The 25,834-nt window shown below is 43.2% G+C and carries 19 protein-coding genes; 5 read left to right on the forward strand and 14 right to left on the reverse strand.

Going from position 1 to position 25,834, the window contains the following annotated elements; translation table 11 throughout:
• Window positions 1-9 precede the first annotated feature (9 nt).
• Window positions 10-1,353 carry an acetyl-CoA carboxylase biotin carboxylase subunit gene (accC, locus tag ABMY35_RS01935; protein WP_349284790.1) on the forward strand — a complete coding sequence of 448 codons (1,344 nt, stop codon included), beginning with the start codon at window positions 10-12 and terminating at the stop codon, window positions 1,351-1,353.
• Window positions 1,354-1,429: 76 nt separating this feature from the next.
• Here accC and tldD read toward each other — a convergent pair whose 3' ends face one another.
• From tldD to ABMY35_RS01980, 9 genes are all read right to left on the reverse strand, one after another.
• Window positions 1,430-2,869, reverse strand: coding sequence for a metalloprotease TldD (tldD, locus tag ABMY35_RS01940; protein WP_349284791.1), 1,440 nt, complete (start codon window positions 2,867-2,869; stop codon window positions 1,430-1,432).
• Entirely contained in the window at window positions 2,862-3,686 is an 825-nt protein-coding gene (locus tag ABMY35_RS01945) for a carbon-nitrogen hydrolase family protein (protein ID WP_349284792.1), read from the reverse strand. Before ABMY35_RS01945 ends, tldD begins: the two co-directional genes overlap by 8 nt.
• Window positions 3,686-7,654: a YhdP family protein gene (locus ABMY35_RS01950; protein ID WP_349284793.1), complete on the reverse strand. Its 3,969-nt coding sequence runs from the start codon at window positions 7,652-7,654 to the stop codon at window positions 3,686-3,688. The genes ABMY35_RS01945 and ABMY35_RS01950 overlap by 1 nt, the downstream gene beginning before the upstream one ends.
• A gap of 15 nt (window positions 7,655-7,669) precedes the next feature.
• The gene (gene rng, locus ABMY35_RS01955; protein WP_349284794.1) at window positions 7,670-9,142 is read right to left on the reverse strand and encodes a ribonuclease G; all 1,473 of its coding nucleotides are present in this window, start codon (window positions 9,140-9,142) and stop codon (window positions 7,670-7,672) included.
• Complete coding sequence (locus tag ABMY35_RS01960; protein ID WP_349284823.1) at window positions 9,135-9,713, reverse strand: Maf family protein; 579 nt, start codon at window positions 9,711-9,713, stop codon at window positions 9,135-9,137. The genes rng and ABMY35_RS01960 overlap by 8 nt, the downstream gene beginning before the upstream one ends.
• Window positions 9,710-10,189, reverse strand: coding sequence for a rod shape-determining protein MreD (gene mreD, locus ABMY35_RS01965; RefSeq protein ID WP_138481646.1), 480 nt, complete (start codon window positions 10,187-10,189; stop codon window positions 9,710-9,712). Before mreD ends, ABMY35_RS01960 begins: the two co-directional genes overlap by 4 nt.
• Window positions 10,182-11,021, reverse strand: a complete 840-nt coding sequence (gene mreC, locus ABMY35_RS01970) for a rod shape-determining protein MreC (protein ID WP_138481648.1) — start codon at window positions 11,019-11,021, stop codon at window positions 10,182-10,184. The genes mreD and mreC overlap by 8 nt, the downstream gene beginning before the upstream one ends.
• Window positions 11,021-12,064 (reverse strand): rod shape-determining protein, encoded by a 1,044-nt coding sequence (locus ABMY35_RS01975; protein WP_058028534.1) that lies wholly within the window; start codon window positions 12,062-12,064, stop codon window positions 11,021-11,023. Before ABMY35_RS01975 ends, mreC begins: the two co-directional genes overlap by 1 nt.
• Window positions 12,065-12,132: 68 nt before the next feature.
• A complete protein-coding gene (locus ABMY35_RS01980; protein ID WP_349284795.1) occupies window positions 12,133-14,199 on the reverse strand; it encodes a formylglycine-generating enzyme family protein in 2,067 nt (688 codons plus the stop codon).
• Between the two features lie 213 nt (window positions 14,200-14,412).
• Here ABMY35_RS01980 and ABMY35_RS01985 point away from each other — a divergent pair, with 213 nt between their 5' ends.
• Entirely contained in the window at window positions 14,413-15,327 is a 915-nt protein-coding gene (locus ABMY35_RS01985; protein ID WP_349284796.1) for a pyridoxal-phosphate dependent enzyme, read from the forward strand.
• Here ABMY35_RS01985 and ABMY35_RS01990 read toward each other — a convergent pair.
• The 4 genes from ABMY35_RS01990 to ABMY35_RS02005 form a co-directional block, all read right to left on the reverse strand.
• Window positions 15,313-16,968 carry an EAL domain-containing protein gene (locus tag ABMY35_RS01990; RefSeq protein WP_349284797.1) on the reverse strand — a complete coding sequence of 552 codons (1,656 nt, stop codon included), beginning with the start codon at window positions 16,966-16,968 and terminating at the stop codon, window positions 15,313-15,315. The two genes, ABMY35_RS01985 and ABMY35_RS01990, sit on opposite strands and share 15 nt — an antisense overlap.
• A gap of 176 nt (window positions 16,969-17,144) precedes the next feature.
• Window positions 17,145-17,810: a single-stranded DNA-binding protein gene (gene ssb, locus ABMY35_RS01995; protein ID WP_349284798.1), complete on the reverse strand. Its 666-nt coding sequence runs from the start codon at window positions 17,808-17,810 to the stop codon at window positions 17,145-17,147.
• 17 nt (window positions 17,811-17,827) lie between these two features.
• Window positions 17,828-19,195, reverse strand: coding sequence for an MFS transporter (locus tag ABMY35_RS02000; RefSeq protein ID WP_349284799.1), 1,368 nt, complete (start codon window positions 19,193-19,195; stop codon window positions 17,828-17,830).
• Between the two features lie 68 nt (window positions 19,196-19,263).
• The gene (locus ABMY35_RS02005; RefSeq protein ID WP_349284800.1) at window positions 19,264-19,977 is read right to left on the reverse strand and encodes a transporter substrate-binding domain-containing protein; all 714 of its coding nucleotides are present in this window, start codon (window positions 19,975-19,977) and stop codon (window positions 19,264-19,266) included.
• Between the two features lie 193 nt (window positions 19,978-20,170).
• Here ABMY35_RS02005 and uvrA point away from each other — a divergent pair, with 193 nt between their 5' ends.
• The 3 genes from uvrA (at window position 20,171) to ABMY35_RS02020 (ending at window position 25,440) form a co-directional block, all read left to right on the forward strand.
• The gene (uvrA, locus tag ABMY35_RS02010; protein WP_349284801.1) at window positions 20,171-22,990 is read left to right on the forward strand and encodes an excinuclease ABC subunit UvrA; all 2,820 of its coding nucleotides are present in this window, start codon (window positions 20,171-20,173) and stop codon (window positions 22,988-22,990) included.
• A gap of 141 nt (window positions 22,991-23,131) precedes the next feature.
• Window positions 23,132-24,244, forward strand: coding sequence for a hypothetical protein (locus tag ABMY35_RS02015; protein WP_349284802.1), 1,113 nt, complete (start codon window positions 23,132-23,134; stop codon window positions 24,242-24,244).
• Window positions 24,245-24,297: 53 nt separating this feature from the next.
• Complete coding sequence (locus ABMY35_RS02020) at window positions 24,298-25,440, forward strand: hypothetical protein (protein ID WP_349284803.1); 1,143 nt, start codon at window positions 24,298-24,300, stop codon at window positions 25,438-25,440.
• On the opposite strand, the gene ABMY35_RS02025 is transcribed toward ABMY35_RS02020, so the two are convergent.
• Window positions 25,421-25,810 carry a thioesterase family protein gene (locus ABMY35_RS02025; protein ID WP_349284804.1) on the reverse strand — a complete coding sequence of 130 codons (390 nt, stop codon included), beginning with the start codon at window positions 25,808-25,810 and terminating at the stop codon, window positions 25,421-25,423. The two genes, ABMY35_RS02020 and ABMY35_RS02025, sit on opposite strands and share 20 nt — an antisense overlap.
• Window positions 25,811-25,834: the final 24 nt, after the last annotated feature.

Consider the following 25,834-nt stretch of genomic DNA (forward strand, 5'->3'; position numbering starts at 1 on the left):
GCAAATGCTATGTTAGACAAAGTAGTCATTGCGAACCGAGGTGAAATTGCACTTCGCGTATTGCGTGCCTGTAAAGAGCTAGGTATTAAAACGGTTGCTGTACATTCAACAGCTGACCGTGACTTAAAGCACGTGCTACTTGCAGACGAAACGATTTGTATCGGTAAACCAGCTGCTGCTGAGAGTTACTTAGATATTCCTCGTATTATTGCTGCGGCTGAAGTAACTGACGCAGTTGCAATTCACCCGGGCTACGGTTTCTTATCTGAAAATGCTGATTTTGCAGATCAAGTTGAGCAAAGTGGCTTCGTATTTATCGGTCCTAAAGGCGACACAATTCGTCTAATGGGTGACAAAGTGTCAGCCATCGAAGCGATGCGTAAAGCAGGTGTACCTTGTGTACCAGGTTCTGACGGACCACTGACTGAAGATAACGAGCGTAACATTCAAATCGCTAAGCGTATTGGTTACCCGGTAATCATCAAAGCAGCAGGTGGCGGCGGTGGTCGTGGTATGCGTGTTGTTCGCTCTGAGCAAGAGTTAATTGATTCAATCGCATTAACTCAACAAGAAGCAAAACAGTTCTTTGGTAATGGCATGGTTTACATGGAGAAATTCCTTGAAAACCCACGTCATATCGAAGTTCAAGTGTTAGCTGATGGTCAAGGTAATGCAATTCACTTAGGTGAGCGTGACTGTTCAATGCAGCGTCGTCACCAGAAAGTTGTTGAAGAAGCTCCAGCGCCAGGTATCACAGCTGAAATGCGTAAGTTCATCGGTGACCGTTGTACACGTGCATGTATCGAAATCGGTTATCGCGGTGCAGGTACGTTCGAATTCCTATACGAAAATGGCGAATTCTACTTCATCGAAATGAATACGCGTATCCAGGTAGAGCACCCTGTAACTGAAATGGTTACTGGTGTTGACCTAATCAAAGAGCAGCTGAAAATCGCTGCGGGTCAACCTCTATCAATCACACAAGATGATGTTGTGATCAAAGGTCACGCCATTGAGTGTCGTATTAACGCAGAAGATCCTGTGAGCTTTATTCCTTCACCGGGTAAAATCACACGCTTCCACCCTGCTGGCGGCTTAGGTATTCGTTGGGACAGCCACATTTATGCTGACTACAGCGTACCACCACATTACGACTCAATGATCGGTAAGCTTATCACGTATGGTGAGAACCGTGACGTTGCAATCGCGCGTGCGCGTAATGCTTTAAATGAATTAGTGATCGATGGTATTAAAACTAACACACCATTACATAAAGACATCCTTGCGGATGAGCACTTCCAAAATGGTGGCACGAACATTCATTACCTAGAGAAAAAGCTAGGTCTTCAATAAGACATCGCTTTTACAAAAAAACCGATATCAGTGATATCGGTTTTTTTATGTCTTTAATTCGAAACTAAACTATTGCTTAAGCTGTACCACCGACTGTGATTTCGTCGATCTTCAAGCTTGGCTGGCCCACACCAACCGGAACACTTTGACCGTCTTTACCACATACGCCAACACCGCGATCTAGCTCTAAATCGTTACCGACCATAGAGATCTTATGCATTACATCTGGTCCATTACCGATTAAGGTTGCACCTTTGATTGGTTGCGTGATTTTACCATCTTCAATTAAATACGCTTCAGAGGCTGAGAATACAAACTTACCCGACGTGATATCCACCTGCCCTCCCCCGAAGTTTGACGCAAACACGCCTTTTTTCACGGTACTGATGATCTCTTCTTGACTGTGCTCACCCGGTAACATATAGGTGTTGGTCATACGCGGCATGGGTAAGTGCGCGTAAGACTCGCGACGACCATTACCGGTTGGGGCAACGCCCATCAGTCGCGAATTCATCTTGTCTTGCATATAGCCTTTCAAAATACCATTCTCAATAAGCACGTTATAACCCGCTGGCGTACCTTCATCATCAATATTTAAGGAGCCACGACGGTCAGCCATGGTGCCATCATCAACTACTGTACATAGGCTAGAAGCTACTTGTTCGCCCACTTTACCGCTAAATGCCGATGCGCCTTTACGGTTAAAGTCGCCTTCTAAACCGTGACCTACCGCTTCGTGTAACAACACGCCTGGCCAACCAGCACCCAACACAACAGGCATAGCGCCTGCTGGCGCGTCAATCGCCTCCAGGTTTACCTTTGCCATACGAACCGCCTCTTTGGCGTATTCCATCCAGCGAGGCTTGCCGTCGACTAGCTCTTTAAAGTAGCCATAATCTAGACGTGCACCGCCACCTGCACCGCCACGCTCACGGCGGCCATTCTTCTCAAGTAATACTGAACAATTAAGGCGGATCAGCGGACGAATGTCAGTTGCAAAGGTGCCATCACTGGCTGCTACTAGCACTTCTTCATAGACAGCTGACATCGAGCTGACAACCTGCTGTGCATCAGGCGCAAGCTCACGAATGTAGTTTTCAATCTCTTTTAATAGTGCAACCTTATCGTTATCACTCATGCTGGTGATTGGTTGCAGTGGCGCAAATTGCTGCTTAGCTGAGACATCACTAAATACTTGTACAGTTTTGCTTTCGCCCGCTTGCGCAATACTACGCGCAGCCATTGCCGCTTTATTTAATGCTTCGATGTTGATGGCATCTGAGTATGAAAAACCCGTTTTTTCCCCTGATACCGCACGCACACCGACACCACGCTCGATGTTATAACTGCCTTCTTTTACGAGGCCATCTTCTAACACCCAAGTCTCGTTATAACTTGATTGAAAGTATAAATCTGCGTAATCAACTTGATGTTGGTGAATATAGCTTAGAGTTTGCTCCAATTGCTCTCTGGTAAGCTGGCTATCCGTTAATAAGTTCTGCTCAACATTATTCATAAAACGTGCTCTTAAATCGGTTATGTTGGTGCACAGGTAAACTGGCACGAACTTGTTGGAGTTCTGATAAATCTAGCTGACACTCTATGTTTGTCAGCTCAGTTTTGGCATTCGCTAACACCTCACCCCAAGGTGAGATAGCAACACTGTGGCCGTAAGTCGCTCTGCCATTGTCATGCTGTCCTACTTGTGCTGCCGCCAATACATAGCATTGTGTTTCTATGGCTCGGGCTTGCAGTAAAGGCAACCAATGTGCTTTTCCGGTGACTGTAGTAAATGCACTAGGGACTAAAATAATATCTGCACCCAGTGCCATCATCTGCTGATAAAGGCCTGCAAAACGCACATCATAACATACACTTAAACCAATTCTGCCAAAGGGCGAATCAACAACTACCACATCACTGCCTGCTTGGGTAAATTTGGACTCTCGATAGCCACCACTACCATCTTGTACTTGCGCATCAAATAAATGGATCTTGTTGTATTGCGCGACAACCTCACCCTGCTCATTAAAGAGTAGGCTGGCAGCATGGTATTTACCAGTATTTTCAGAGGGTAATGCTATGGTGCCTGCAGCAAGCCAAATACCAAATTGGCGACACAGTTGCGCTAACATCTCAACCCAAAGGTGATTGCTTTTACTCTGTTCAAGCGTTGTTACGCCGTCTTTGTTAAAACATAACCAAGTTTCGGGTAAACAGACTAAAGTCGGTTGTTTTAAATTTGCTTGGGTAAGTTGCTGTTGCAGATAGTTGAAGTTTTGCTCTGCGCTCATGGTTGAGCACATCTGCACAATAAAGGCCTGAGGATGCATTAATTTCCTCCTTCGTTCGCTTTATCTTTGTTTTTGCTTTGTTCGTTTTGTTGTGTTTTTACTGGGATTTGACCTGCTTCTAACTTCTCAGCCTTAACCGAAGTGGCACTCGCAAAAGGCTCACTTGCGGCCTCACCTTCAACACCTGGTTGAGAGGCTGGCTGCTCACTCGGTGCTGGGGGTTCACTTTGTGCAGGTTTAGGGATCTCGATTTCGCGACTCTTTCTGTCGATCTCCGTCACCACAGGCTCTTGCATAGTACCTGTGACTTTAAACTTAATTTCAGAAATAACCCTGGCCGAGTGCAACACTTGGTCGAGTGCCAAAGCGGCAATACCCGTTACTGGGTTCACCATCCACCCCACAATCACAGGTAAACTCGATGTCACCTGAGGCGCGACCGCTAAATCATAGTTAATTTCTTGGGTGTCTAAGTTGGCAAAGCCTTGAATGGTCAAATCAGCGGGAACCCCATCCATTTTCGTGTCTTTGGTGTACGCGATCCCTTCTGCGATTTGTATGCTGCCTTCCATACTGTTGTAAAAGAAGCCTTTCGAAAAGACATCACGAAAATCGAGTTTTAGTTTACGTACTAGCGAGTCTAAACTCAGTAATGAGAACACCCGTGCGCCTTTGTCACTGATCTCAGATAAATGACCTTCGCCCAACTCCCATTGAATGTCTCCCGCTAGGCTAGGCACATGGACTTTATAAGGCGCGCCTTGCCAGCTCAGTTGATAGTGCATATTGGCTTTTGAATCTTTAATTGACGAGGTTAAGTCGAACTCTGAAAGCAATTCACCAATATCACGACTATTCATGATGCCGCTGATCTCAGTCATGCCGTCTTGCCAACTACCTTGACCTCTAAATACATGATCTTGCTTATCAACCACTAACTCTGAAATATTAAACTTTTCCCCATCACCAAACATAGACAATGACACTTTATCTAGTTGGTAGGTTTTCACTTTGCAATCAGCACACAACATCTCAATGGCAGGCATACGGGTGAGCCATTGTAACGACTCTGCACTGTCAGGTTTTGAGGGGGCAGTATCCGGTTTGGCCTCAGGGACATTTAAACGTAAATAATCACTGTCTATCTGGATAGGTCGACTTGAACCACCTTCTGGTACCGCGACCGTCGCACGTAACTCTTTGGCATTGAGACGGATTTGCGTGCCTGTTGCAACTGGCTCTAAACGCATTTCAAAATCGTTAAATGGTAAGCCTGAAACTGTTAACGCATCAATTTGCGCAGTAATTTCGTGAAGCTTTGGCAACATACTAGGATTGTCTGAAGGCTGAGCGCTGATCTGGATTAAACGATCAATAAAATCTACCCACGGCACCAATGCTATTTCAGGTAACTCAATAGACACCTGAAAATCTTGTTGCGCTAAACCTCGGTCTTGTCGTGCTGCAATGATATGGGTATTGCTAAAACGACCGGTTTCATTTTCTAAAATGGCATTAAAGAATAGCTTTTCTTGAATACTCGCCGTGATAAGGTTTGAAATGTCGTCACCACGTACTTGACCAGATAACGGCCAACTGGTCTCAGCTTTTTTGCTGTAAGGCAGTGGTAAAGTACTTTCTAAGCCGATTAAGTCTGATGTAAATTTGGCGTTATATGTGAATCCTTGTGGTGCAAAGTCTAATGTAACTTGCGTGTTTAAGTCGGTTGTTCCTACTAGGTAACCGTCCATGATCCCATGTCCATAAGGTAATAAATTGTCCGTACTCGCTTTTAGTAACGTATCTATTTCAACCTTGTAAGCTTGCGCCTGTGATTCACCATGAACCGATAGGGTCAGTGGCATCTCTAGCCAAGACGCGGCCGCCGACTTTAAATCTATAACCTCATCATCGAATGTTAATGTCCCGCTCACCTGATTTAACTGCATGCCCGGTTGAGCCAAATAGACAGAGTTATCATCCAATAGCACTCGACCTGTGGCGTTTACAGCGAGACTTTTAAGGTCAATATCAAGTAACACATCTCCCGTCACCGCACCTTGTGCTTGTACCACATCAAAGACGTTTGTTAAGGGATCTTTTAAAGGCGTTTTGGCAAAAAATGCACCTAAGCTTTGTGCTTGCGTTGTTTGTTTGATATCGACTGTGAGGTTATTTGCCTGCTCTAAATTTGCCAGACTAACTTGCACACCACCATCAATAGACTGATTGATCAGCTTGCCTTCATCAACGTAAATGTCCATGCGCTCATTGACAAAATGCAGTGTCGCAGCCGCTTCTTTGACTGCAGGCCATTCGGGCGCAAAGGCAAACTCTGTCTGGCTGAGTTCAGATAAAACTTCGAATCGACCTGTTTTATCTATATATGGAAAGTCTGTTAACCTGCCAGAAAGCAAAACTTGAGAACCTAAATGCTGACCCGCTTTGATGGCACCATTTAAGTAATTGATGAGTGATTCAGCCATTAACGTCTGTGGAAAATAGTGCTTCGCGATTTGCCCGTTACCACCTTTTACTTCAACGTATAAATCAAGCTCAGGTTGCTCAAGTAACCGCAACTGCATTTCTGCTGCGAGGGTTAAGTCTTGATTATCTAGCCAAATAGAGTCACTGGTAACACGCCAATGACCATTAAACTTATCTATATCAAAACGCCCTGCAAACTGCTCATAAGCAATCGGTTTGGCAAACATATCCTCAGTATGTAATTGCCCTTGTTGCGAATATAGCTCTATGACTGCCTGCTCACCTATCGCTTTCACTTCTAAGCGAAGTGGCTCAGTGGCTGGGATACCTCGAGCATACTGCCACTTTAGTTTGTCAGAGTAGAGCCACACTTTTGGTTCGGTATTGGTTTCAAATTCTAACTTGCCTTTTAGTGCCCCTTCAGGGGCTAACTCAGCAAGTAAGTCTGTATTTGGTAAATTGGTTAATTGAATAAACTCTGAAATAAGTGGTAAATCCAACCCCTTAAACCATACGGATTGACGCTCTGCCAATTCAGCAACTATCGCAATATCGGAGTAAGCAAGATTATTACGGGTGAAGTTAATCTCTGAACTTTGTAACGACCACCCTGATTTACTTGGCAACATCAAGCCTTTTGCCTGCATTAAGCTAAGTTGCTGCGCCTGATTATCTTGTTGCCAATGAATATGGCTCGGCTGCATATTCAACTGAATGTTTTTGACCTTACCATGTGCCAATGACATCCACATTTGACCGTTGATATCGGTGTGTAGGTCTTGTTTATTTTCGTCTAAATAAGGCGATAGCCAATCTTGCAGATCTACTTGGGATGCATGAAAGTAAACCTCTCCAGCTAATTCAGCCAATCTCTTACCTGTTAAGAGTAAATCAGCACTTAATTGCCCTTCGGTGAGTCCGGGGATCCCAACCACACCTGTACCTCGATGTGCCAACACATTGTTTTGCCAAATAACATCCTCAAGCAGCAGGGTATGCTCTTTGCCATTGCGTATCGTGAGGTTAAGGCTACTATTTTTGATTGCAAAGTGCCCTGATTCCCCCAGAAATAAGCTTTCTATTAAGGCCTGTTGTTCAAACTCGGTATCGCTTTGTTGAGTTGAGATATCTAGTGCATTTAAATCGACATCTGCAGCAAAGCCTTCTAAAACAAAATAGTCAGATCTCAGTTGCAGAAAGCGCAAAGACTCAATAACGTTAATTTGTAGGCTGGTGTTATCGATACGCAGTCGAATTGGCGAGTTGTTGTTATCGTCAAAGGTGACGTCTTCTAGCACTAAGGCAGGACCTACGCCCTCCCAACTCGCAGTGATTGAGCCGATACGTAAGTCGACATTAAACTGCTCATTAATGAGCACTTCTAGGTCGTGTTTATAGTCATTCGCATAAGGCAAGCTATAGCGAAAAACAGAAACCAAAACGGCAAGCAAAACCAGTGTGACAGCAATCAGTTGCCACACTTTTCGCAAACAAAAAAAACAAACCGCTTTGACTTGCATGGGTGTTTAATCGCCTTACATCATGACAACGTCAAACTGCTCTTGGCTATACAAGTTCTCGGTTTGAATACTAACTTGTTTACCAATAAACAGCTCAAGCTCTGCAAGGTTGTGATACTCGTCATTAATTAACGCTTCACTCACCGCTGCCGATGCATAAACCATGAACTTATCAGCATCATAAGCGCGGTTTACTCGCACAATTTCACGAAGGATCTCATAGCAGACTGTCTCAACGGTTTTCAATGAGCCGCGGCCTGAACATGATGGGCATACATCACATAAGATGTGCTCTAAACTCTCGCGCGTTCGCTTGCGCGTCATCTCTACTAAGCCCAAAGCTGATAAACCATTAATATTGGCTTTTGCTCTGTCTTTAGCTAGTGCTGTTTCTAAAGAATGTAATACTCGACGCTTGTGCTCATCTGAGACCATATCGATGAAGTCGATAATAATAATACCACCAAGGTTACGCAGTCTTAGTTGACGCGCAATTGCAGATGTAGCCTCAACATTAGTATTGAAAATGGTTTCTTCTAAATTACGATGACCAACAAACGCTCCTGTGTTTACGTCAACCGTCGTCATCGCTTCGGTTTGATCTATGATTAGATAACCGCCTGATTTTAATTCCACTTTTCGGTGAAGCGCTTTTTGAATTTCACTCTCAACATCAAATAAATCGAAAATCGGCCTTTCACCTGGATAGTACTCTAAGGCATTAGACAACAGTGGTACGAACTCTTCGGTGAAGGTTTTAAGCTCTTGATAGGTCAGCTTTGAATCAACACGGATACGTTCCATGTCTTCACCAACATAATCACGTAATGTTCTAAATGCCAGAGTCAGATCTTCATGCAAAATTGCTGCTTTACTGGTTTTTCGACGACGGCCAATGATTTTCTGCCATAGTTTTTTCAAAAACTCAGCATCGTGTTGCAGTTCAGCCTCAGTCGCGCCTTCGGCAGCAGTACGAACGATGAAACCACCATTTTCATCATTGTATTGAGCCACAATCTTTTTAAGCCGACCGCGTTCTTCTTCAGTTTCAATACGCTGACTTACGCCAACATGCGTGGCATCTGGCATAAACACCAAATAACGCGAAGGAATGGTAATGTCTGTGGTTAAACGTGCCCCTTTGGTGCCCAGTGGGTCTTTTACCACTTGTACCATGATGTATTGGCCTTGCTTAACCAATTCACGAATATCTTGTACTTTTTTGACGGGCTGTTCGTCTACGCCTTCCTCAACAGAGGCACTGTTAACGATATCAGAAGCGTGTAGAAATGCGGCTTTTTCTAAGCCTATATCTACAAAGGCGGCCTGCATACCCGGTAACACACGGCTTACTTTACCCAAGTAAATATTACCTACAATACCTAGGTTGCCCACTCGCTCAACTTGTATTTCTTGCAGCACGCCATTTTCGATTAACGCAACACGACTCTCACTAGGTGTCACATTAATTAATAATTCACTACTCATGCGCCCCCGCTATAAATGCTTTTATTAATTCATCTGTCTCATATAAAGGTAAGCCGACTACGGCAAAATAGCTACCCGACATCTGGGTAACAAAACGACCTCCAAGACCTTGGATCCCATAACCGCCGGCTTTGTCTTGCGGCTCGCCCGATTGCCAATACGCGCTAATTTCTTCACCTGTTAGCGCTTTGAACGTTACATCTGTCGCCACAACTTGACTCAATACCTTGTGTTTATCGGCAACAGCAATAGCGGTTAGGACTTGATGAGTTCGCCCCGATAAACGCTGCATCATAGCGGTGAAATCTTCTTCATCAACAGGTTTACCCAGTGCTAAATTACCCACCACAACCACAGTATCACTGCCTAACACGGGTTTATCATCATACCCCATAGTCACACCTGTTTGAGCCTTAAGGCGCGCCAAACGTTCAACTAATTGTAATGGCGTTTCTCCAGTGAGCTGCGATTCATCTGCGTCGACTGAAAATTGGGTAAACTCATAGCCCAATTGCGCAAGCAGTTGTTTACGTCTTGCTGAAGCTGAAGCGAGGTAAAGCGTGGTCATTATCTGATCCTAAATTGTCTTCGATATTTACGCAGTAGTAAAAAGATCCACGGCCAACAGAACATTCCCGTCAGGGCGGGCCATAAATACTCAGGATTAAAATAAATATCGAGTAAGAAGTGATTCAACCAAAATTGTAGCAAATGATATAAGGCTAAGAACAAACCAACTAATACTGCTTGCTGCCAAATCGAAAAGTTACGAATTTTTTGAAAATTACTCACGGTAATATAAATACATATTGAGTAACACAATGAGTTAACCCCCAGCGGCGAGCCAGTTGCTAAATCAATAATAAGCCCTGTCACCCACGCCCAACCAATGTTAACTCGGTGGGGTAAAGCCAACGACCAATACATAAGAACTAGCAATACCCAGTCAGGTCGAAAGATATCTGTAGACAAGGGTAAAGGCATCAGTGCCATGACTAATGCTAAAAAAAGTGAAAAACAAATCAATAAATAATGACGCTTAATCATTACGATTTTCCAAGCTTTGTTTGCCCAATACCACCAATAAGCGGACTCGGTCTAATTGTGCAATTGGCTCAGCATACACTTTCGCAAAAGGCACACTTTCATCACGATCAATGGAGGTTACAACTGCAACTGGGTAACCCTCAGGAAAAGTACCACCTAGCCCTGAAGTCACCAGTACATCCCCTATTCTGACATCCAAACTATGAGGTACATGTGACAGGGTTAACTGATTTAATTTACCCATACCCTCAACGACCGTGCGCACATCATTTCTTAAAATACGGACTGGCGTTGCATGTGTGGTGTCTGTCACGAGTAAGACGCGAGAAGTTGTGGTGCCGGTATGCGTCACTTGACCTACAATACCAAGCTCATCAATCACCGCTTGCCCTACTTGCAAACCATCGATAGTACCTCGGTTTATCACCACTTGGTGACTATATCGATTTGAATGCACAGAGAGTACTTGACCAATAAGACGCGAGCTTTTCTCACGCGAAGAGGCATTTAATAACGCTCTTAACTCTTGATTTTCTTTTTGTAGGAATTGGAGTTGTTGCAGCTGCTCACTCTGAAGTAACTGCTTTTCTCTGAGCGCTTGATTTTCGTCAAGCAGTTGATCTCGCGTTTGTAAACTGCGCGCACCTAGGCTCAGCACCTCATAAGGCACATTAGCAAAGTACAACAGTGGGCTTACCAGTGTATGCAAGCTGGTACGCAATACAGTACCGCCGCTCGTATAGCGATCACCAAGTATCAGTAAAATACTTAAAATGACCGCGACGGTCAGCCTAAATTGTAGTGATATCGTACGGCCAAATAATAAGTTCATTAGTCGTAACTAAATACATCACCACCATGCATATCTATCATTTCAAGCGCTTTACCACCACCTCTAGCAACACATGTTAGCGGGTCGTCAGCAACCACAACTGGAATGCCCGTTTCTTCCATTAGCAGTCTATCTAAGTCTTTTAGTAGCGCACCGCCACCAGTTAACACCATACCGTGGGCTGAGATATCAGAAGCAAGTTCTGGTGGAGATTGCTCTAGTGCAACCATTACCGCACTCACAATACCCATTAGCGGCTCTTGTAGTGCTTCTAAAATTTCGTGTGAGTTTAGAGTAAATGAACGTGGTACACCTTCCGCTAGGTTACGACCGCGAACTTCAATTTCAATTGGCTCTTCGCTCTTAAATGCCGAACCAATTTCATGCTTGATAGTCTCTGCTGTTGCTTCACCGATTAAGCTACCAAAGTTACGACGCACATAGTTGATAATCGCTTCGTCAAACTTATCACCACCGATACGCACAGATGACGAATAAACCACACCGTTTAAAGAGATAATCGCAACTTCGGTTGTACCACCACCGATATCAACAACCATAGAACCGGTAGCTTCAGATACAGGTAAGCCTGCACCAATCGCTGCTGCCATTGGCTCTTCAATTAGGTATACCTCACGAGCTCCAGCACCCATTGCTGATTCACGAATAGCACGTTTTTCAACTTGCGTTGCACCACAAGGTACACAAATAAGTACGCGTGGGCTTGGGCGCATAAAATTATTATTATGCACTTGTTTGATGAAGTGCTGTAGCATTTTCTCAGTCACATAGAAATCAGCAATCACCCCATCTTTCATTGGGCGAATTGCTTTGATGTTGCCAGGTGTACGACCGAGCATTTGCTTTGCCGCAGTACCCACTGACGCCACACTTTTAGGCCCACCAGCTCGCTCTTGACGAATGGCCACTACTGAAGGTTCGTTTAGTACAATACCTTCTTCTTTAACATAAATAAGGGTGTTTGCCGTACCTAAATCGATTGATAGGTCGTTAGAGAATAATCCGCGTAATTTTTTAAACATGAGGTTGAATAACCTTAAAGAATTCTTTTAAACACAGTGGCAGCCAAATAGGCTGCCACTAATAATTTTTAGCGCTCTCGTACTAAACGAAAGCCAATATAATTTGCTCTGAAATCGGGTGCTAACGCCAAACGTGTCGATACACGCGCAAGACTTGGTGCAAAGTTCCAAGCGCCACCGCGTACAGTTACATCATTCTGAGAGGCACGTTTTTGTGTCCACTCCCACACGTTACCTACCGTGTCATATAGGCCATAGTTATTAGGTGCAAACTCACCAACAGGGGCTGCACTCTTATTTGACCATTCACTGCCACACCAACCACAGTTTGCTAGGTTTTTGCCAATCTCATTACCCCAAGGATATTCTGACGTTGTGCCTGCACGCGCTGCGTACTCCCACTCAACCTCATTAGGTAAACGATATTGTTTGCCTTCTTCCCCAGATAACCAGTTTGCATAGGCTTTTGCGTCTTCATAAGACACACAAACAACCGGAAAGTTCTCACTTTGCTCATAACCTGGGTTTTGCCAGTTATAATCTAGCTCCCATACTGGTTCGCCGTTTCGGTAGTAAGCGCACCCTTTTGCTTTTTCAGCATCGGTTGTAAACCCAGTGCTTTGTACAAAGCGTCGAAATTCAGAAACCGTCACTTCTTTGCTTTGCATCGCGTATGAGTTGCTCAACACCTTTTCAACAACGGGTCTTTCATTAGCCAAACCGTTGCCTGTTAAATCACCCATTTTAAATGAGCCCGCAGGAATAATACTGATTTGGTTGTTCACTGACTGATTTAACAAACTCACTGCCTGAGATGTAACTGGCGACTCTGAAACTAGACTTACTGCAGGTTGCTCTACCTTTTTAGTCTCGACTTTTGGGTTCGACGACAAAGGTTGAGCTACCTTTGCCGCTCTAGGCTTTTTTACAAGCTGCGCATGGATCGTTTGTGCACGGCGAATATTCACACGTGTTTTATAAGGTTCATACCCCAACTTACGCACTTCAATTTCATGCATGCCAACTGGGATTTGTATATTCAGTTTTGTTGAGCCGTAACTCACACCATTAATGAATACTTCATCGTCGTATACGTTAGAGCGCAATGTTAGCTCAACCAGCTTATCTGTTTGTTTCTGAACTGGTGCTGATGCAACAGGTGTTGGCGCTCGCTCTACCACTGGCATAACCGCACGTGGTTGCGTTACAGTGTTATCTTCTGCGTAATTAAACTGGGTGTCAGAGAACGTTGTTGGGTAACTATTTTGATACCCAATACTGCCAGATAATGGCGTGCCATATTCTGAACAGAAGCGGTTATCGACGCTCAGTAAGCCACATAAGCGACTAGCATTTACATCGCCTCGCATCGTTACACTCAAGTTTACGCTGTAATTACCTTGACCACTGAAAGAGCTTGCGGTGACATGACTGCTCACTACCTTCACTTGTGCACCAGCTAAGTTGCGTTTTGGCTCAACTAGACGCTGCTCAGTCAAGTTTGCAAATAGCTGGTCAATAAAACGTTGCGTCGACTTTTGCAGACCCATCTGCTGACCACGTTGCTCACATGCCGCTAGCGTTTCTGTACGCTTACAGTTAATGGTGTGTTCGATTTCTAGCGTGCCTTCACGGCTAAATTCGTTTCTTAAGCGCTCGACTCGTGCTGTGCTTAATTGGTCTTTTAAGCTTTCAAGAGTGTTAACTAAGGTATGTTTGGTAATGCGAATCTGTTTGATATCTTGTCGATGTGATGCAATCGCCGCCAATTGCATGGTGATATCTTCTTTATTCAGTTTGTGTAAAGCAACCGCTTCTTGATATCGCGTTTGAGCGGCTGAGATGTTTAAAGAAGGATCATCGATAAGCCTACGATATAACTCGTTCATTGCATCGAGCGCTTGGTTTTTTTCTTTATCTAGCTCGGTAGAACGGTTTCTTAGTAAGTCTAGTTGTGACACTAAACGTGTTTCTTCACTGAGATGCTTATCTAAAATCTGAGTATAGTTTTCTAATTCGTTTTGCTTGACTGACAATTCAGCTTCGATTGCTGTGACGGTCGCGGTATCTTGTGCAAATACATTGGCTGCCAGTAAAGTAGCAGATATCAAGAAAGATAAAGGAGCGATTCGCATATTTTCCATTCCCAAAAGCGGCGATTATTTGGTCTTTGTTATTTTTTATAATTAATGCTTTATGCTATGTACTTAAACAGTAAAACACAAGCTTTGAACACACTAATATGTGAGTTTACAACTATTATCCACCCGCTTGCTACCTTTCTAGAAATATTTTCATCTCAAGATCTCAGCTGTTAGACTGAGGTTTTACACTCAATCATCATTAGTATGGATAATAATCAGTTTGTATTGCCTGAATCTCCTGTTCAAGAAATTCAACATCCGCTACTTGAACAAAAAAAGATCAAGCTCGCAATTAAACGAGATGACTTACTGCATCCGGTCATTTCAGGTAATAAATGGCGCAAGCTCAAATACAACTTGATCAACATGAAAAACAAAGGATGTGGCTCATTCGTCACTTTTGGGGGAGCGTTTTCAAATCATTTATACGCCAGTGCAATGGCATGTAAAACTTTCAACTTAACTGGCCACGCAATTATTCGAGGGCCAGACATTGATGAAAATAACCCAACCATTAAGATGGCGCGTGCCTGTGGTATGAACTTATATGCGGTAAACCGCAAAACGTATCGATTGCGCCATGACCCTGCTTATCTGAAAATCCTACAAACTGAATTTCCTAACAGCTTCATCATACCCGAGGGTGGTACTAATAAAGCGGCACTGAGCGGTGTGGCTGAATTAGCGAAAAGTTTACCTCAATCAGACTATGTGATTTGTGCAACAGGTAGTGGAGGTACTGTCGCGGGGCTTGCCAAAGGGTGCGCACACAATACCCAAGTTATGGGCATCGCTGTTTTAAAGCAAGCTGACTATCTTAATAAAGAAATCGCGCTACTACTGACAGATAACCACAGTGGCGCACCTTGGCAGTTATTAACAGATCATCATTACGGTGGATATGGTAAATTCACAGATGATGTTTGGACATTTTGTCAACTTATGAAACAAACATATCAACTGCCTTTAGAACCTATATATACAGGTAAAATGCTCTTTGCTGTATGGCAACTCATAAGCCAAGATTTCTTCCCACAGGGCAGTAGTATCATGACCATACATACTGGCGGTTTACAAGGTCTTGACGGTTTGAGATATCGCGGCTTAATAACCCGCTAGCTCTAATTGCTGAAGAGGCTCTGAAAAATAATATCCTTGAGCCCCTTTTACACCTAAGCGCTGTAAGCACTGTAGTTCGGTTTGTGTTTCAACCCCCACAGCATAAACAGGTAAGCCAAGCTGTTTACCCTGCCTAACGATATGACGTACAACTTTTTGCTGGGCATGTGATTCATCTATGTTATGAACAAGATCAAAAGACAGTTTTAAGGCTTTAATACATTTCACTTGCTTTAAGTCCTTCACATTAAAGGACTCTGATACTTGGTCAAGTACTAACCCCGTACCAACTGTTTCAAGTCTAAACACTATGTCTTCAAGTAATACACGTTGCTGACAAAAATCGTCTAAGGTCATTTCAAATAACACCCGTTTTGCCAACTGACTTTGTGCTAACTTTTCCAACAGCCAATTAGCAAACTTAGGAGCGCACCAATTAATAGTATGAATGTTCACACTCGCCAACAAATGGCTTTTATCTTTACTCAATACCTTAAAAGTATGCTCAACAATAAAAGTGTCTAATGTCCACAAGCTTTCTTTGCTATGTAACTGAGGAACAAATTGCTTGGCCGCAATTAAACCTAGCTTCTCATGCCTCACTCTTAATAATGCTTCACTCTGAGTAATTTCTTGAGTCGCAAAACAGAATAAGGGTTGGAAAAAGAGAATGAACTGGCCATTCTCAATATATTTAATGAAGTCTGATTCTGAGTTTTGCATAGATATTTCGTGCGTTTTATTGAGTGGCGTAAGGTGAATATGCTGCCACACGTTATTAGTAGCAACACTCAGTGCAGAGCGTGCAAGCTGATAAACCTGAGTTTGATCACATTTTGACTGATAGTAACAAGCACCTAATTTAACCACTTTACGTGAGAGGTCGCCGCGAATGGCAAACAGGATCTGATACACCATTTCGTGCATTTTTTTACTGACTGCTGAGACATCCCCCCAAGCAACTTGCTCGATAGTGACCGCCAAAGCACCTGAGTTTAAGTATTTAACTGAACATTTGGCATATTTAGAAAAGTGCTTGTGGAATTGAATCGCGAAATGCTGCTGTGCGTCGATACCTTCTTCTAGGTGATAGCTCCATTTGATCAACGCAAAAATACTAAACAAGTTCTCGTCTGTACTTCTTGGTTGCTGGATTGAAGGCAGCACATTTTCTCTTTCGATAGGCAAAGACTTCTGTGGTTGGCGAAGAAATGGTTTTGGTCTCACTCTATATATCAGCCACCAGCGATAACCAAACACAATTAGACCTATAAATAACAAATTAAACATCAATAAAGTGCTTGCATACTCCCGCAATACTTTTGTGTGTTGTACGTAAATAGTAGAGCCCGCAAACTCAAAGGTGTCTAGGTTTTTTATATTTGAACTTGGTTTTGTGCCGAATGAGACAAACTGCAAGTTAAATTGTCGCGCCAATATATCGAGTTTGTCATCTGTTCGCTCTGCTTCAGACAGTAAACTAACTTGCTGAACAAACTGCATACCTCTTTGATGGATCTGTAGGTGAAATAAATGAATGAGCAGTGCATTAAGAAAGCATACAAGCAATATCGAGGCAATCGCTAAGTACCACTTAGATAATGTGTCTGTTACGCGTTTAAATAGCGGCTTCATCACCATACAACACCTCAATCAACATTGACTAAGTGTTGTTCACAAGTCTTAAAAACTCAAGTTTAGCGCACGGAAAGCCTAGTATTAGGTTACTGGCAAATAATTTTCAATAAGAGAAAAAATAAAACCCTGCAAAAGCAGGGTTTTATTAAATCTATTTCGTTTTATAAACGAGTTACTCGTTAGAACGGAATATCGTCATCAAAGTCGATTGGTGGTTCCATCGGGTTTGATGCACCGCCTTGTGGTGCTGATTGTGGTTTTGGTGCAAATCCACCTTGCTGTTGACCCGACTGCTGCTGAGGTGCAAAGCCGCCTTGCTGTTGCCCCGATTGCTGCTGAGGTGCAAAGCCGCCTTGTTGTTGCGCTGGCTGCTGCGGTGCGAAACCACCTTGCTGTTGTGGAGCCTGCTGTTGCTGTGGAGCTTGGTTATATTGAGACTGTTGGTTATTAAAACCACCAGACTGCTGACCTTGATACTGACCACCACCTTGTTGTTCGCCACGACCGCCAAGCATTTGCATCTGACCGCCCATGTCTACAACGATTTCTGTTGAATACTTTTCTTGTCCGCTTTGATCTGTCCATTTACGAGTCTGTAAGCGACCTTCGATATAAACTTGTGAGCCCTTACGTAAGTATTCACCTGCAACTTCAGCTAATTTACCGAACAACACTACACGGTGCCACTCAGTACGCTCTTGCATTTGCCCTGTGTTTTTATCTTTCCAGCTATCTGTTGTAGCAATGCTGATGTTTGCTACACCGTTACCATTTGGCATGTAACGAACTTCTGGGTCTTGGCCTAAGTTACCAACCAAAATTACTTTGTTTACACCGCGTGCCATGACGCACTCTCCTCACACTAATTCAAGCCAAGTATTTGCTTTGCTTGGTTTATATCAAATTCTTTATCATTTACTTTTAGGTAACTACGATTCTCATCGTTCACCATTGTTGCTTCGATCACTCCCGGTAGCGCCACCAATTGCTCAGCTAACTGCTCGGCTCTATGTGGGTCGGATAAATCAGCCATTAAACTGATCACTTTACTCTTAGGAGGGATCTGCATTTGCCATGCAATAAATAGCCATATTACCCCAACTCCTGCTGCAGCCGCAAACACTGTATTCGCTTCACCGATTTGCGCTAGATAACCCCCTAAAATACCACCTAAAAATGCCCCGAAGAACTGTCCCGATGAGAACACTCCCATGGCAGAGCCCTTCTGATTAGCAGGGGCTATACGCGATACCAATGCCGGCATGGTCGCTTCAAGGAAGTTAAAGGCAATAAAGTAAAACAACATACACAAGGCAATGCTCATGATTGATGTTGGCAACAAAATAAGGCCTAAGGCACTAAAAATTAGCACGAAAATAGAAAGTAAAAAGACCTGTTTTTCTTTTTGTTTTTTAATAGCAATGATCATCAAAGGCGCCATTAAAATAAATGCCGCCAATAAAACGGGAATATAGAGCTGCCAATGACTTTCAGCCGCTAAGCCGCCAATAATTAACTGACCCGGCAAGACTACAAATAAGGTTGTGAGTGTGAGGTGAAGTAACATCACACCAAGATCTAAGCGAACTAACTGCGGATGCTTTGCAAGTCGTTTAATATCAGCAACAGAGGCGACTGTATCGCCTTTTGGGGCGCGATTTAAAGCATTCGGAACTACAAAAGACACTATCACAATACCTAATATTGCCAGCCCTGCCGTTAACCAGAATACCCCAGAAATACCAAATGATGCCGCCACCATTGGCCCAAGTAGCATAGCAACCGCAAAACTTAGACCGATACACATACCTATCACGGCCATCACTTTAGGGCGTTGCTCATCTCGACTTAAATCTGCAGCTAAAGCCAACAAAGCACTGGCAATGGCGCCCATACCTTGTAAAGCTCGACCAACTGTGACCCAGTAAATTGAATCTGCGACTGCGGCAATCACTGAACCGATAGCAAACACGACTAAGCCACCAATGATGACCGGTTTTCTACCCACTTTATCGGATAACCAGCCCATCGGGATCTGCAATAAAGCTTGTGTTAAACCATATGCGCCGATTGCTAAACCGATCCACATTGGCGAGACATGCTCAAGTGACTGACCATAAATAGCGAGCACAGGCATCAGCATAAATAAACCGAGCATTCTGAATGCGAATACACTGGCTAGCGAAAAAGCAGCACGTTTTTCTAAGGCGTTTAATGATTGGTTAGACATAATTCTCGTTATAACTGACTCGCAAATGCGCGCGACAGTTTAACAAAAAAATAGCCGTTACAAAAAACTTAATCTAATTTGTATTTTTTTAAAATTGCTCTAATTTTGCCTGTTTGCTTTAGTCGCTCTAAAGCCCGCTCCAAACGCGCTTTCGTTTTCGGAGAGACACTCTGCTTGCTAAGAGCAATGTAAACAGGCTCTCGATTAATGACGAAAGGGTTTATTTCTACTTGCATATAATCTGGATTATTTTCAGATTGGTAGAGCATATTATATTTCTCAGCAAAAAAGCCTGAGATTCGACCATGCTTTAACATGCTAATACGCAGTTTGTTATTTGTGATCACTGTAAAGCGCTCTTCTATATTCGGCGTATTTTTTAACAGTGCGTCAACTTTAGGACCATAAACCGCATCTCGATGAATTGCGATTGGAGCTGGTAATGTCAATAAATCCTGATAACTCTTAAGTGTATAAGGCCGAGACTTATGAGTCACAAGCACAATGGTTTCGTTGCGTTGAGGGCCAATAAAATAAGCAAACCGCTCACGCTGCTTGGTTGGTGACATACTGAGCATCATGCCTATCTCACCTGTTTCAAGCATTTTGATTGAACGGCCCCAAGGTAAACTTACAAATCTATAGCTACAGTTTGCTTCTTCTAAAAGCGCTTTGGCAAAATCAACGTCTAGGCCGTGCCAGCTCAAAGCGTCGGCTTGGTTACTGTAACGAGCAAAATTTTCAAAACGCACCACTATATTGCACTCAGAGTTAACACGCATGTCCGTAAGCGCTTGCGTATTGAGACTGAAAACCAAAAAGAAAGAGGATACGTATAGACTTTTCAAAATTTATTAGCCACATTTTTACCACTTATTCAGTGTAGATGCTTTTATAAAGAAGCGATAATTTTCACAAAAATGTGCGATACTGTGGCGAAGTTTGATTACACCCTCAAGCAGTTACTGGAGCATCATGGATAATATAGAAGTAAGAGGCGCCCGCACCCATAACCTGAAGAATATTTCACTGACTATTCCACGTGATAAGTTGATTGTTATCACAGGTTTATCTGGCTCAGGCAAATCCTCTCTTGCGTTTGATACTTTATATGCAGAAGGCCAACGCCGTTATGTCGAGTCGCTTTCTGCTTATGCGCGCCAATTTTTATCTTTGATGGAAAAACCCGATGTAGACCATATTGAAGGTCTTTCACCTGCAATTTCCATTGAGCAAAAATCAACGTCTCACAACCCTCGTTCTACTGTGGGTACTATCACCGAGATTTACGATTACCTGCGCTTACTATTCGCACGTGTGGGTGAGCCTCGCTGTCCGACTCATGATTTACCGCTTGCAGCACAGACTATCAGCCAGATGGTAGATACTGTTTTAGAGCAACCTGAAGGTAGCAAGCTGATGCTGTTGGCGCCTGTGGTAAAAAACCGTAAGGGTGAACACGTCAAACTATTCGAGCAATTGAGTGCTCAAGGCTACATTCGCGCCCGTGTTGATGGTGAAGTGTGTGATTTAAGCGATCCACCAACCCTCGAATTACATAAAAAACACACCATTGAAGTGGTTGTTGACCGCTTTAAAGTGAAAGATGGCTTACAACAACGTTTGGCTGAATCATTCGAAACCGCATTAGAATTATCGGGTGGTGTGGCTGTTGTTGCGAATATGGACGACACAGAACAAGCAGAGCTTACTTTCTCTGCTAACTTTGCCTGCCCGACTTGTGGCTATGCGATGACTGAACTAGAGCCGCGTTTATTCTCGTTCAATAACCCGGCAGGCGCTTGTCAAAGCTGTGATGGCTTAGGTGTGAGACAATACTTCGACCCAAGTCGCGTGGTACAAAATCCTGAACTTAGCTTAAGTGGCGGTGCAATTAAAGGCTGGGACAAACGCAGCTTCTATTACTTCCAAATGCTGCAATCTGTGGCTGAGCATTATGATTTTGACTTAGAAGTACCTTTTGAGAAGTTATCTAAAGACGCGCAAAAAGTTGTACTAGAAGGCTCAGGTAAAACTAAGATTGCCTTTAACTATCGCAATGACCGCGGAGATGTGATCACTCGTAATCACGAATTTGAAGGCGTGCTAAATAATATGAGTCGCCGTTATCGTGAAACTGAATCCAGCTCTGTTCGTGAAGAGCTTGCCAGGTATCAAACCAATCAAGCGTGTCCTAGCTGTAATGGCTCACGTTTACGTGAAGAAGCACGTCATGTGTTTATAGGTAAAACAACGCTGCCAGATGTAACGCTTATGAGCATCGGCGATGCAATGACCTTCTTCGATGAGTTAGAGCTCACTGGGCAACGTGCACAAATCGCTGAAAAAATCTTAAAAGAGATCCGCGACCGATTATCTTTCTTAATCAATGTTGGTTTGAATTATTTATCACTAGAGCGCAGTGCTGATACCCTTTCAGGCGGTGAAGCGCAGCGTATTCGTCTTGCCAGTCAAATTGGTGCTGGCCTCGTCGGCGTTATGTATGTGCTTGATGAACCTTCAATTGGTCTTCATCAACGTGATAACGACCGCTTGCTTAGCACGTTAACTCATTTACGTGACTTAGGTAACACCGTGATTGTGGTTGAGCACGATGAAGATGCAATTCGCGCAGCTGATCATATTATCGATATCGGCCCAGGTGCAGGTGTACACGGTGGCCATGTCGTTGCAGAGGGTTCTCGTGAAGACATTCTTAAATCAACTAAATCTTTAACAGGTCAGTACTTAAGTGGCGCAAAAGCCATTGTCGTTCCAGAACAACGCCACCAGCCAGAAGATAAATGGCTAGAACTATTTGGCGCCACAGGTAATAACTTAAAAAATGTCGACCTACGTATTCCATTTGGTTTAATGACCTGTATCACAGGTGTGTCTGGCTCTGGTAAATCAACCCTTATTAATGACACACTATTTAAGCTGGCTCACACAGCACTGAATGGAGCGACCACGGCTGAGCCTGCACCACACAAAGATATTCAAGGCCTTGAACATTTCGATAAAGTGATCGACATTGATCAAAGCCCAATAGGTCGTACTCCTCGTTCAAACCCTGCAACCTATACCGGTATCTTCACGGCCATTCGTGAACTGTTTGCGGGCACACAAGAAGCGCGCTCCCGTGGCTATAAAGTCGGCCGTTTTAGTTTTAACGTAAAAGGTGGTCGTTGTGAAGCATGTCAGGGTGACGGTGTTATCAAAGTAGAAATGCACTTCTTACCTGATGTATACGTACCATGTGATGTGTGTGCGGGTAAGCGTTATAACCGTGAAACCTTAGAAGTACTTTATAAAGGTAAAAACATCCATGAAGTGCTAGAGATGACGGTTGAAGATGCCCGTGAATTCTTCGATAAAATTCCAGCGATCAGCCGCAAACTGCAAACACTAATGGATGTAGGCTTAACCTATATTCGTTTAGGTCAAGCTGCTACCACCCTTTCTGGTGGTGAAGCACAGCGTGTAAAACTCGCTAGAGAATTATCTAAACGCGACACCGGTAAAACTTTATATATTTTGGACGAGCCGACCACAGGCTTACACTTCCACGATATCCAGCAATTACTGGCAGTACTGCATCGCTTGCGTGACCACGGTAATACCATAGTGGTGATTGAACACAATTTAGATGTGATAAAAACAGCTGATTGGATTGTCGACTTAGGCCCTGAAGGTGGCGCTGGCGGTGGTCAAATTCTTATCTCGGGTACACCTGAAGTGGTAGCTGAATGTGACGCATCTCACACAGGTAGATATTTAAAACCCTTGCTTTAGCGGTTCCGCTCTAATTAGCATAGTGTTAAATTTTATTTAATTTTTTAAGGCTTGCCTTCATAATAGGGGCAAGCCTTTTTCTTATCTTTGAAAGATTGAAAAGCCAGAATAAAAATAATAAAACGAATAACGGATGTATTCATGCAAGTCCTAGCAAATATTAAAAGCGCCTCTACAACGATAAAAAATTTAGCCAGTAAAGTTGTGAATTTTTGGCAGTCTTTGACACTCCCACAGAGATTTTATCTAATTGCTTTTCTAATTTTTTCTCCTGAAATGCCTGATTTTATTTCAGGGCTTTTTGGAGACCATGACGCACATAAAAATAGTAAAAGCATAATTTGGGCCGATTCATTCAGTGCGAGTACTTACTTGCTTACGCTAGCTATTCTTGTTGGATTAATATGCGAGCTTTGGCCAAGAATTATAAAGTTTTGGGCGAGTATTGTCGGTAAAACCGTTACTTTTATTTTTTATGCTTTTTTAGCTAACTATGCACTGGCTTATGCCTCTGGCACCATTAATGAAATTACAGGTGTCAGTGCTGAGCACTTCCCATATACCCACAATTTGAGCTTAATCTTATCAGTACCGACTTGGTTTATGCTCAGCACCTTTATGGTGCTTGTTCTGATACCATTATTACAACCTATTTATATGGCCTTTCTATTGTTAATGAGACCCTTCGGGCTTCACACTCGCTGGCATTCACCCGAATATAGGTTCCCTGTCATAACGAGTGTTTTGCGTATGTTTTTATGTACACTTCTCGCAGCCCTTTTTTACTTTATAACTTTGTCTTCTGGTGTTGCTGGCAGTATGAATACTATTTTCAGCACCTTAGTTAGTAATTTTACGCCGGTAAAAGTAACCTATGGCATTAGAAAATTTAACCAAGAACAACCTTCAGATATCGATAGCTCAGCTATATCGAACCCTGAAAAAAGTAAAACTACACTTAATTCAGACTCTGATGAGGTTGATAAAGAACTAAAACTCTACAACGAACGCGTTAACAGCTACGACAACCGTATAAAGCAAATTCTTGCTTACTTTATTTATGAACTAGAAGCCGATAGCTACTCTCGATGTCAGGTCACATCAGGAAGACGTGTTGTAGAGCTCAATGATTACGATATTTTGGAAATCTGGCCAGTAGAGGGTAAAGAAAAAGCCTATCACTTTGAAGTGAAGCCTTGTATCTCACCCGGTATAGAACTTCATTTGTCTAGCCAAGCTAAAGCGCTATATTAGTTAAGAATAAAGATCTGCTCACAATGATAAATAATAAGAAAACGGACCAACTCATGGAAAAGCTCCCTTCTCCCAAGCATCTATCAGGTTTTTACTATAGTTTAAAAACTAGGTGGCTCACGTTCTGGCGCTCTTTGACGTTTTCTCAACGCCTATACCTAACAGCTATTGTTTTTTTCATCTATCAAATCAACGGCGAAACAACCCCACCACCAGGTGTATCTGAAAATGCACAAATGATGGAGGATATGTTCTCACCTTCAAGTTTTTTATTGGTCACTATTATTATTTCTGCGCTACTCAATGAGCTTTGGCCAAAGTTAATGAAGTTCTGGGACAGTCTACCAGGCAAAGCCGTCATATTGATTTTCTACGCATTTATCGCCAACTATGCGTTAGCTTATGCGGCTGGTGCAATTAATGATATTACGGGAGTCAGTGCCGATCACTTCCCATATACCCACAACCTCAGTTTAATGCTGTCTTTACCGTCTTGGTTCTTCATCAGCACACTGACTATTTTACTGTTAGTGCCACTGTTACAGCCCTTCTATGTCTTGCTTTTGTTATTCATGCGCCCTTTTGGTTTACACACAATGTGGCACCCACCAGAATACCGATTTCCAATTATTACCAGCTTTGTGCGTATGACACTGTGTGTCATGCTCTTTGTTTTTGTACTTATGTTCACATTCACGTCGGGTATGTTTGGTGGCATGAGCACTATGTTCACGAATGTGATCGAAAGTTTTAGTAATACCACAGTAAGCACAAATGTAACCGAGGAAGTTGACAAAGAACTGTCTGAACCAGCGAAGCCAAAAGAAGTGAATGCAGAACAAGTCGATCAAGCCATTGCTCAAGCGCAGCAAGATCAAAGCCCGGTGCTTTCTGTGAATATCGGAGAAGGTGATGCGGCAACCATTTCACTCTCTGAACGTGCCGAAGCATACGATAATAAAATCAAAGCCATTCTGGCTTATTTTATCTACGAACTAGAAGCTGATAGCTATTCTCGCTGTCAGGTCACTGAGGGGAGCCGCATGGTAGAGCTAAATGATTATGAGATTTTAGAGATCACGCAACTATCTGAGCAAGAGCGTACCTATAAATACGAAGTCAAGCCTTGTATTTCGGTGGCCATTGGCCACCAATTTAAATCTTCGGCTTCAATACCTATAGAAGAAAAGCAGTAAGCTGCTGTTTTTCTTCTTCGCTTAATGGTTCTGAGCCTTTATTCGCAAAATCATAACGTACCATCACGGTTTTGCCCTCAGCGCAGCACGTTCCGTGCTGCCAGGCTTGCTGTAAAATCACAAATGAGCTTGACCCTATGCGCTCAATGGCAGTTTTAACTTCGACTTCTTGACCATAAAACAACTCGCCTTTAAAAGTCACTTCGACCTTAGCAACAATCAATTTCCATTGCTTTGGATCTAGGTCTGGGGTAAAAATCTTAAAAATAGGCACACGCGCGGCTTCAAACCAAACCGGTAGTGCGGTATTGTTGATGTGTCCGAGCACGTCGGTTTCACTAAAACGCGGCATGAGTTTTTCTGACAACATAATAATCCTAATATCCTGTAGGTA

Source organism: Pseudoalteromonas sp. BZB3, from assembly GCF_040104455.1.
In the GTDB taxonomy this organism is placed as follows: Bacteria; Pseudomonadota; Gammaproteobacteria; order Enterobacterales; family Alteromonadaceae; genus Pseudoalteromonas.

Bases quoted from the DNA above. Each gene is read 5' to 3' on its own strand.
- accC (WP_349284790.1), top strand. From the start codon at position 10: ATGTTAGACAAAGTAGTCATTGCGAACCGAGGTGAAATTGCACTTCGC.
- tldD (WP_349284791.1), bottom strand. From the start codon at position 2,869: ATGAATAATGTTGAGCAGAACTTATTAACGGATAGCCAGCTTACCAGA.
- ABMY35_RS01945 (WP_349284792.1), bottom strand. From the start codon at position 3,686: ATGCATCCTCAGGCCTTTATTGTGCAGATGTGCTCAACCATGAGCGCA.
- ABMY35_RS01950 (WP_349284793.1), bottom strand. From the start codon at position 7,654: ATGCAAGTCAAAGCGGTTTGTTTTTTTTGTTTGCGAAAAGTGTGGCAA.
- rng (WP_349284794.1), bottom strand. From the start codon at position 9,142: ATGAGTAGTGAATTATTAATTAATGTGACACCTAGTGAGAGTCGTGTT.
- mreD (WP_138481646.1), bottom strand. From the start codon at position 10,189: ATGATTAAGCGTCATTATTTATTGATTTGTTTTTCACTTTTTTTAGCA.
- mreC (WP_138481648.1), bottom strand. From the start codon at position 11,021: ATGAACTTATTATTTGGCCGTACGATATCACTACAATTTAGGCTGACC.
- ABMY35_RS01975 (WP_058028534.1), bottom strand. From the start codon at position 12,064: ATGTTTAAAAAATTACGCGGATTATTCTCTAACGACCTATCAATCGAT.
- ABMY35_RS01980 (WP_349284795.1), bottom strand. From the start codon at position 14,199: ATGCGAATCGCTCCTTTATCTTTCTTGATATCTGCTACTTTACTGGCA.
- ABMY35_RS01985 (WP_349284796.1), top strand. From the start codon at position 14,413: ATGGATAATAATCAGTTTGTATTGCCTGAATCTCCTGTTCAAGAAATT.
- ABMY35_RS01990 (WP_349284797.1), bottom strand. From the start codon at position 16,968: ATGGTGATGAAGCCGCTATTTAAACGCGTAACAGACACATTATCTAAG.
- ssb (WP_349284798.1), bottom strand. From the start codon at position 17,810: ATGGCACGCGGTGTAAACAAAGTAATTTTGGTTGGTAACTTAGGCCAA.
- ABMY35_RS02000 (WP_349284799.1), bottom strand. From the start codon at position 19,195: ATGTCTAACCAATCATTAAACGCCTTAGAAAAACGTGCTGCTTTTTCG.
- ABMY35_RS02005 (WP_349284800.1), bottom strand. From the start codon at position 19,977: ATGCGTGTTAACTCTGAGTGCAATATAGTGGTGCGTTTTGAAAATTTT.
- uvrA (WP_349284801.1), top strand. From the start codon at position 20,171: ATGGATAATATAGAAGTAAGAGGCGCCCGCACCCATAACCTGAAGAAT.
- ABMY35_RS02015 (WP_349284802.1), top strand. From the start codon at position 23,132: ATGCAAGTCCTAGCAAATATTAAAAGCGCCTCTACAACGATAAAAAAT.
- ABMY35_RS02020 (WP_349284803.1), top strand. From the start codon at position 24,298: ATGGAAAAGCTCCCTTCTCCCAAGCATCTATCAGGTTTTTACTATAGT.
- ABMY35_RS02025 (WP_349284804.1), bottom strand. From the start codon at position 25,810: ATGTTGTCAGAAAAACTCATGCCGCGTTTTAGTGAAACCGACGTGCTC.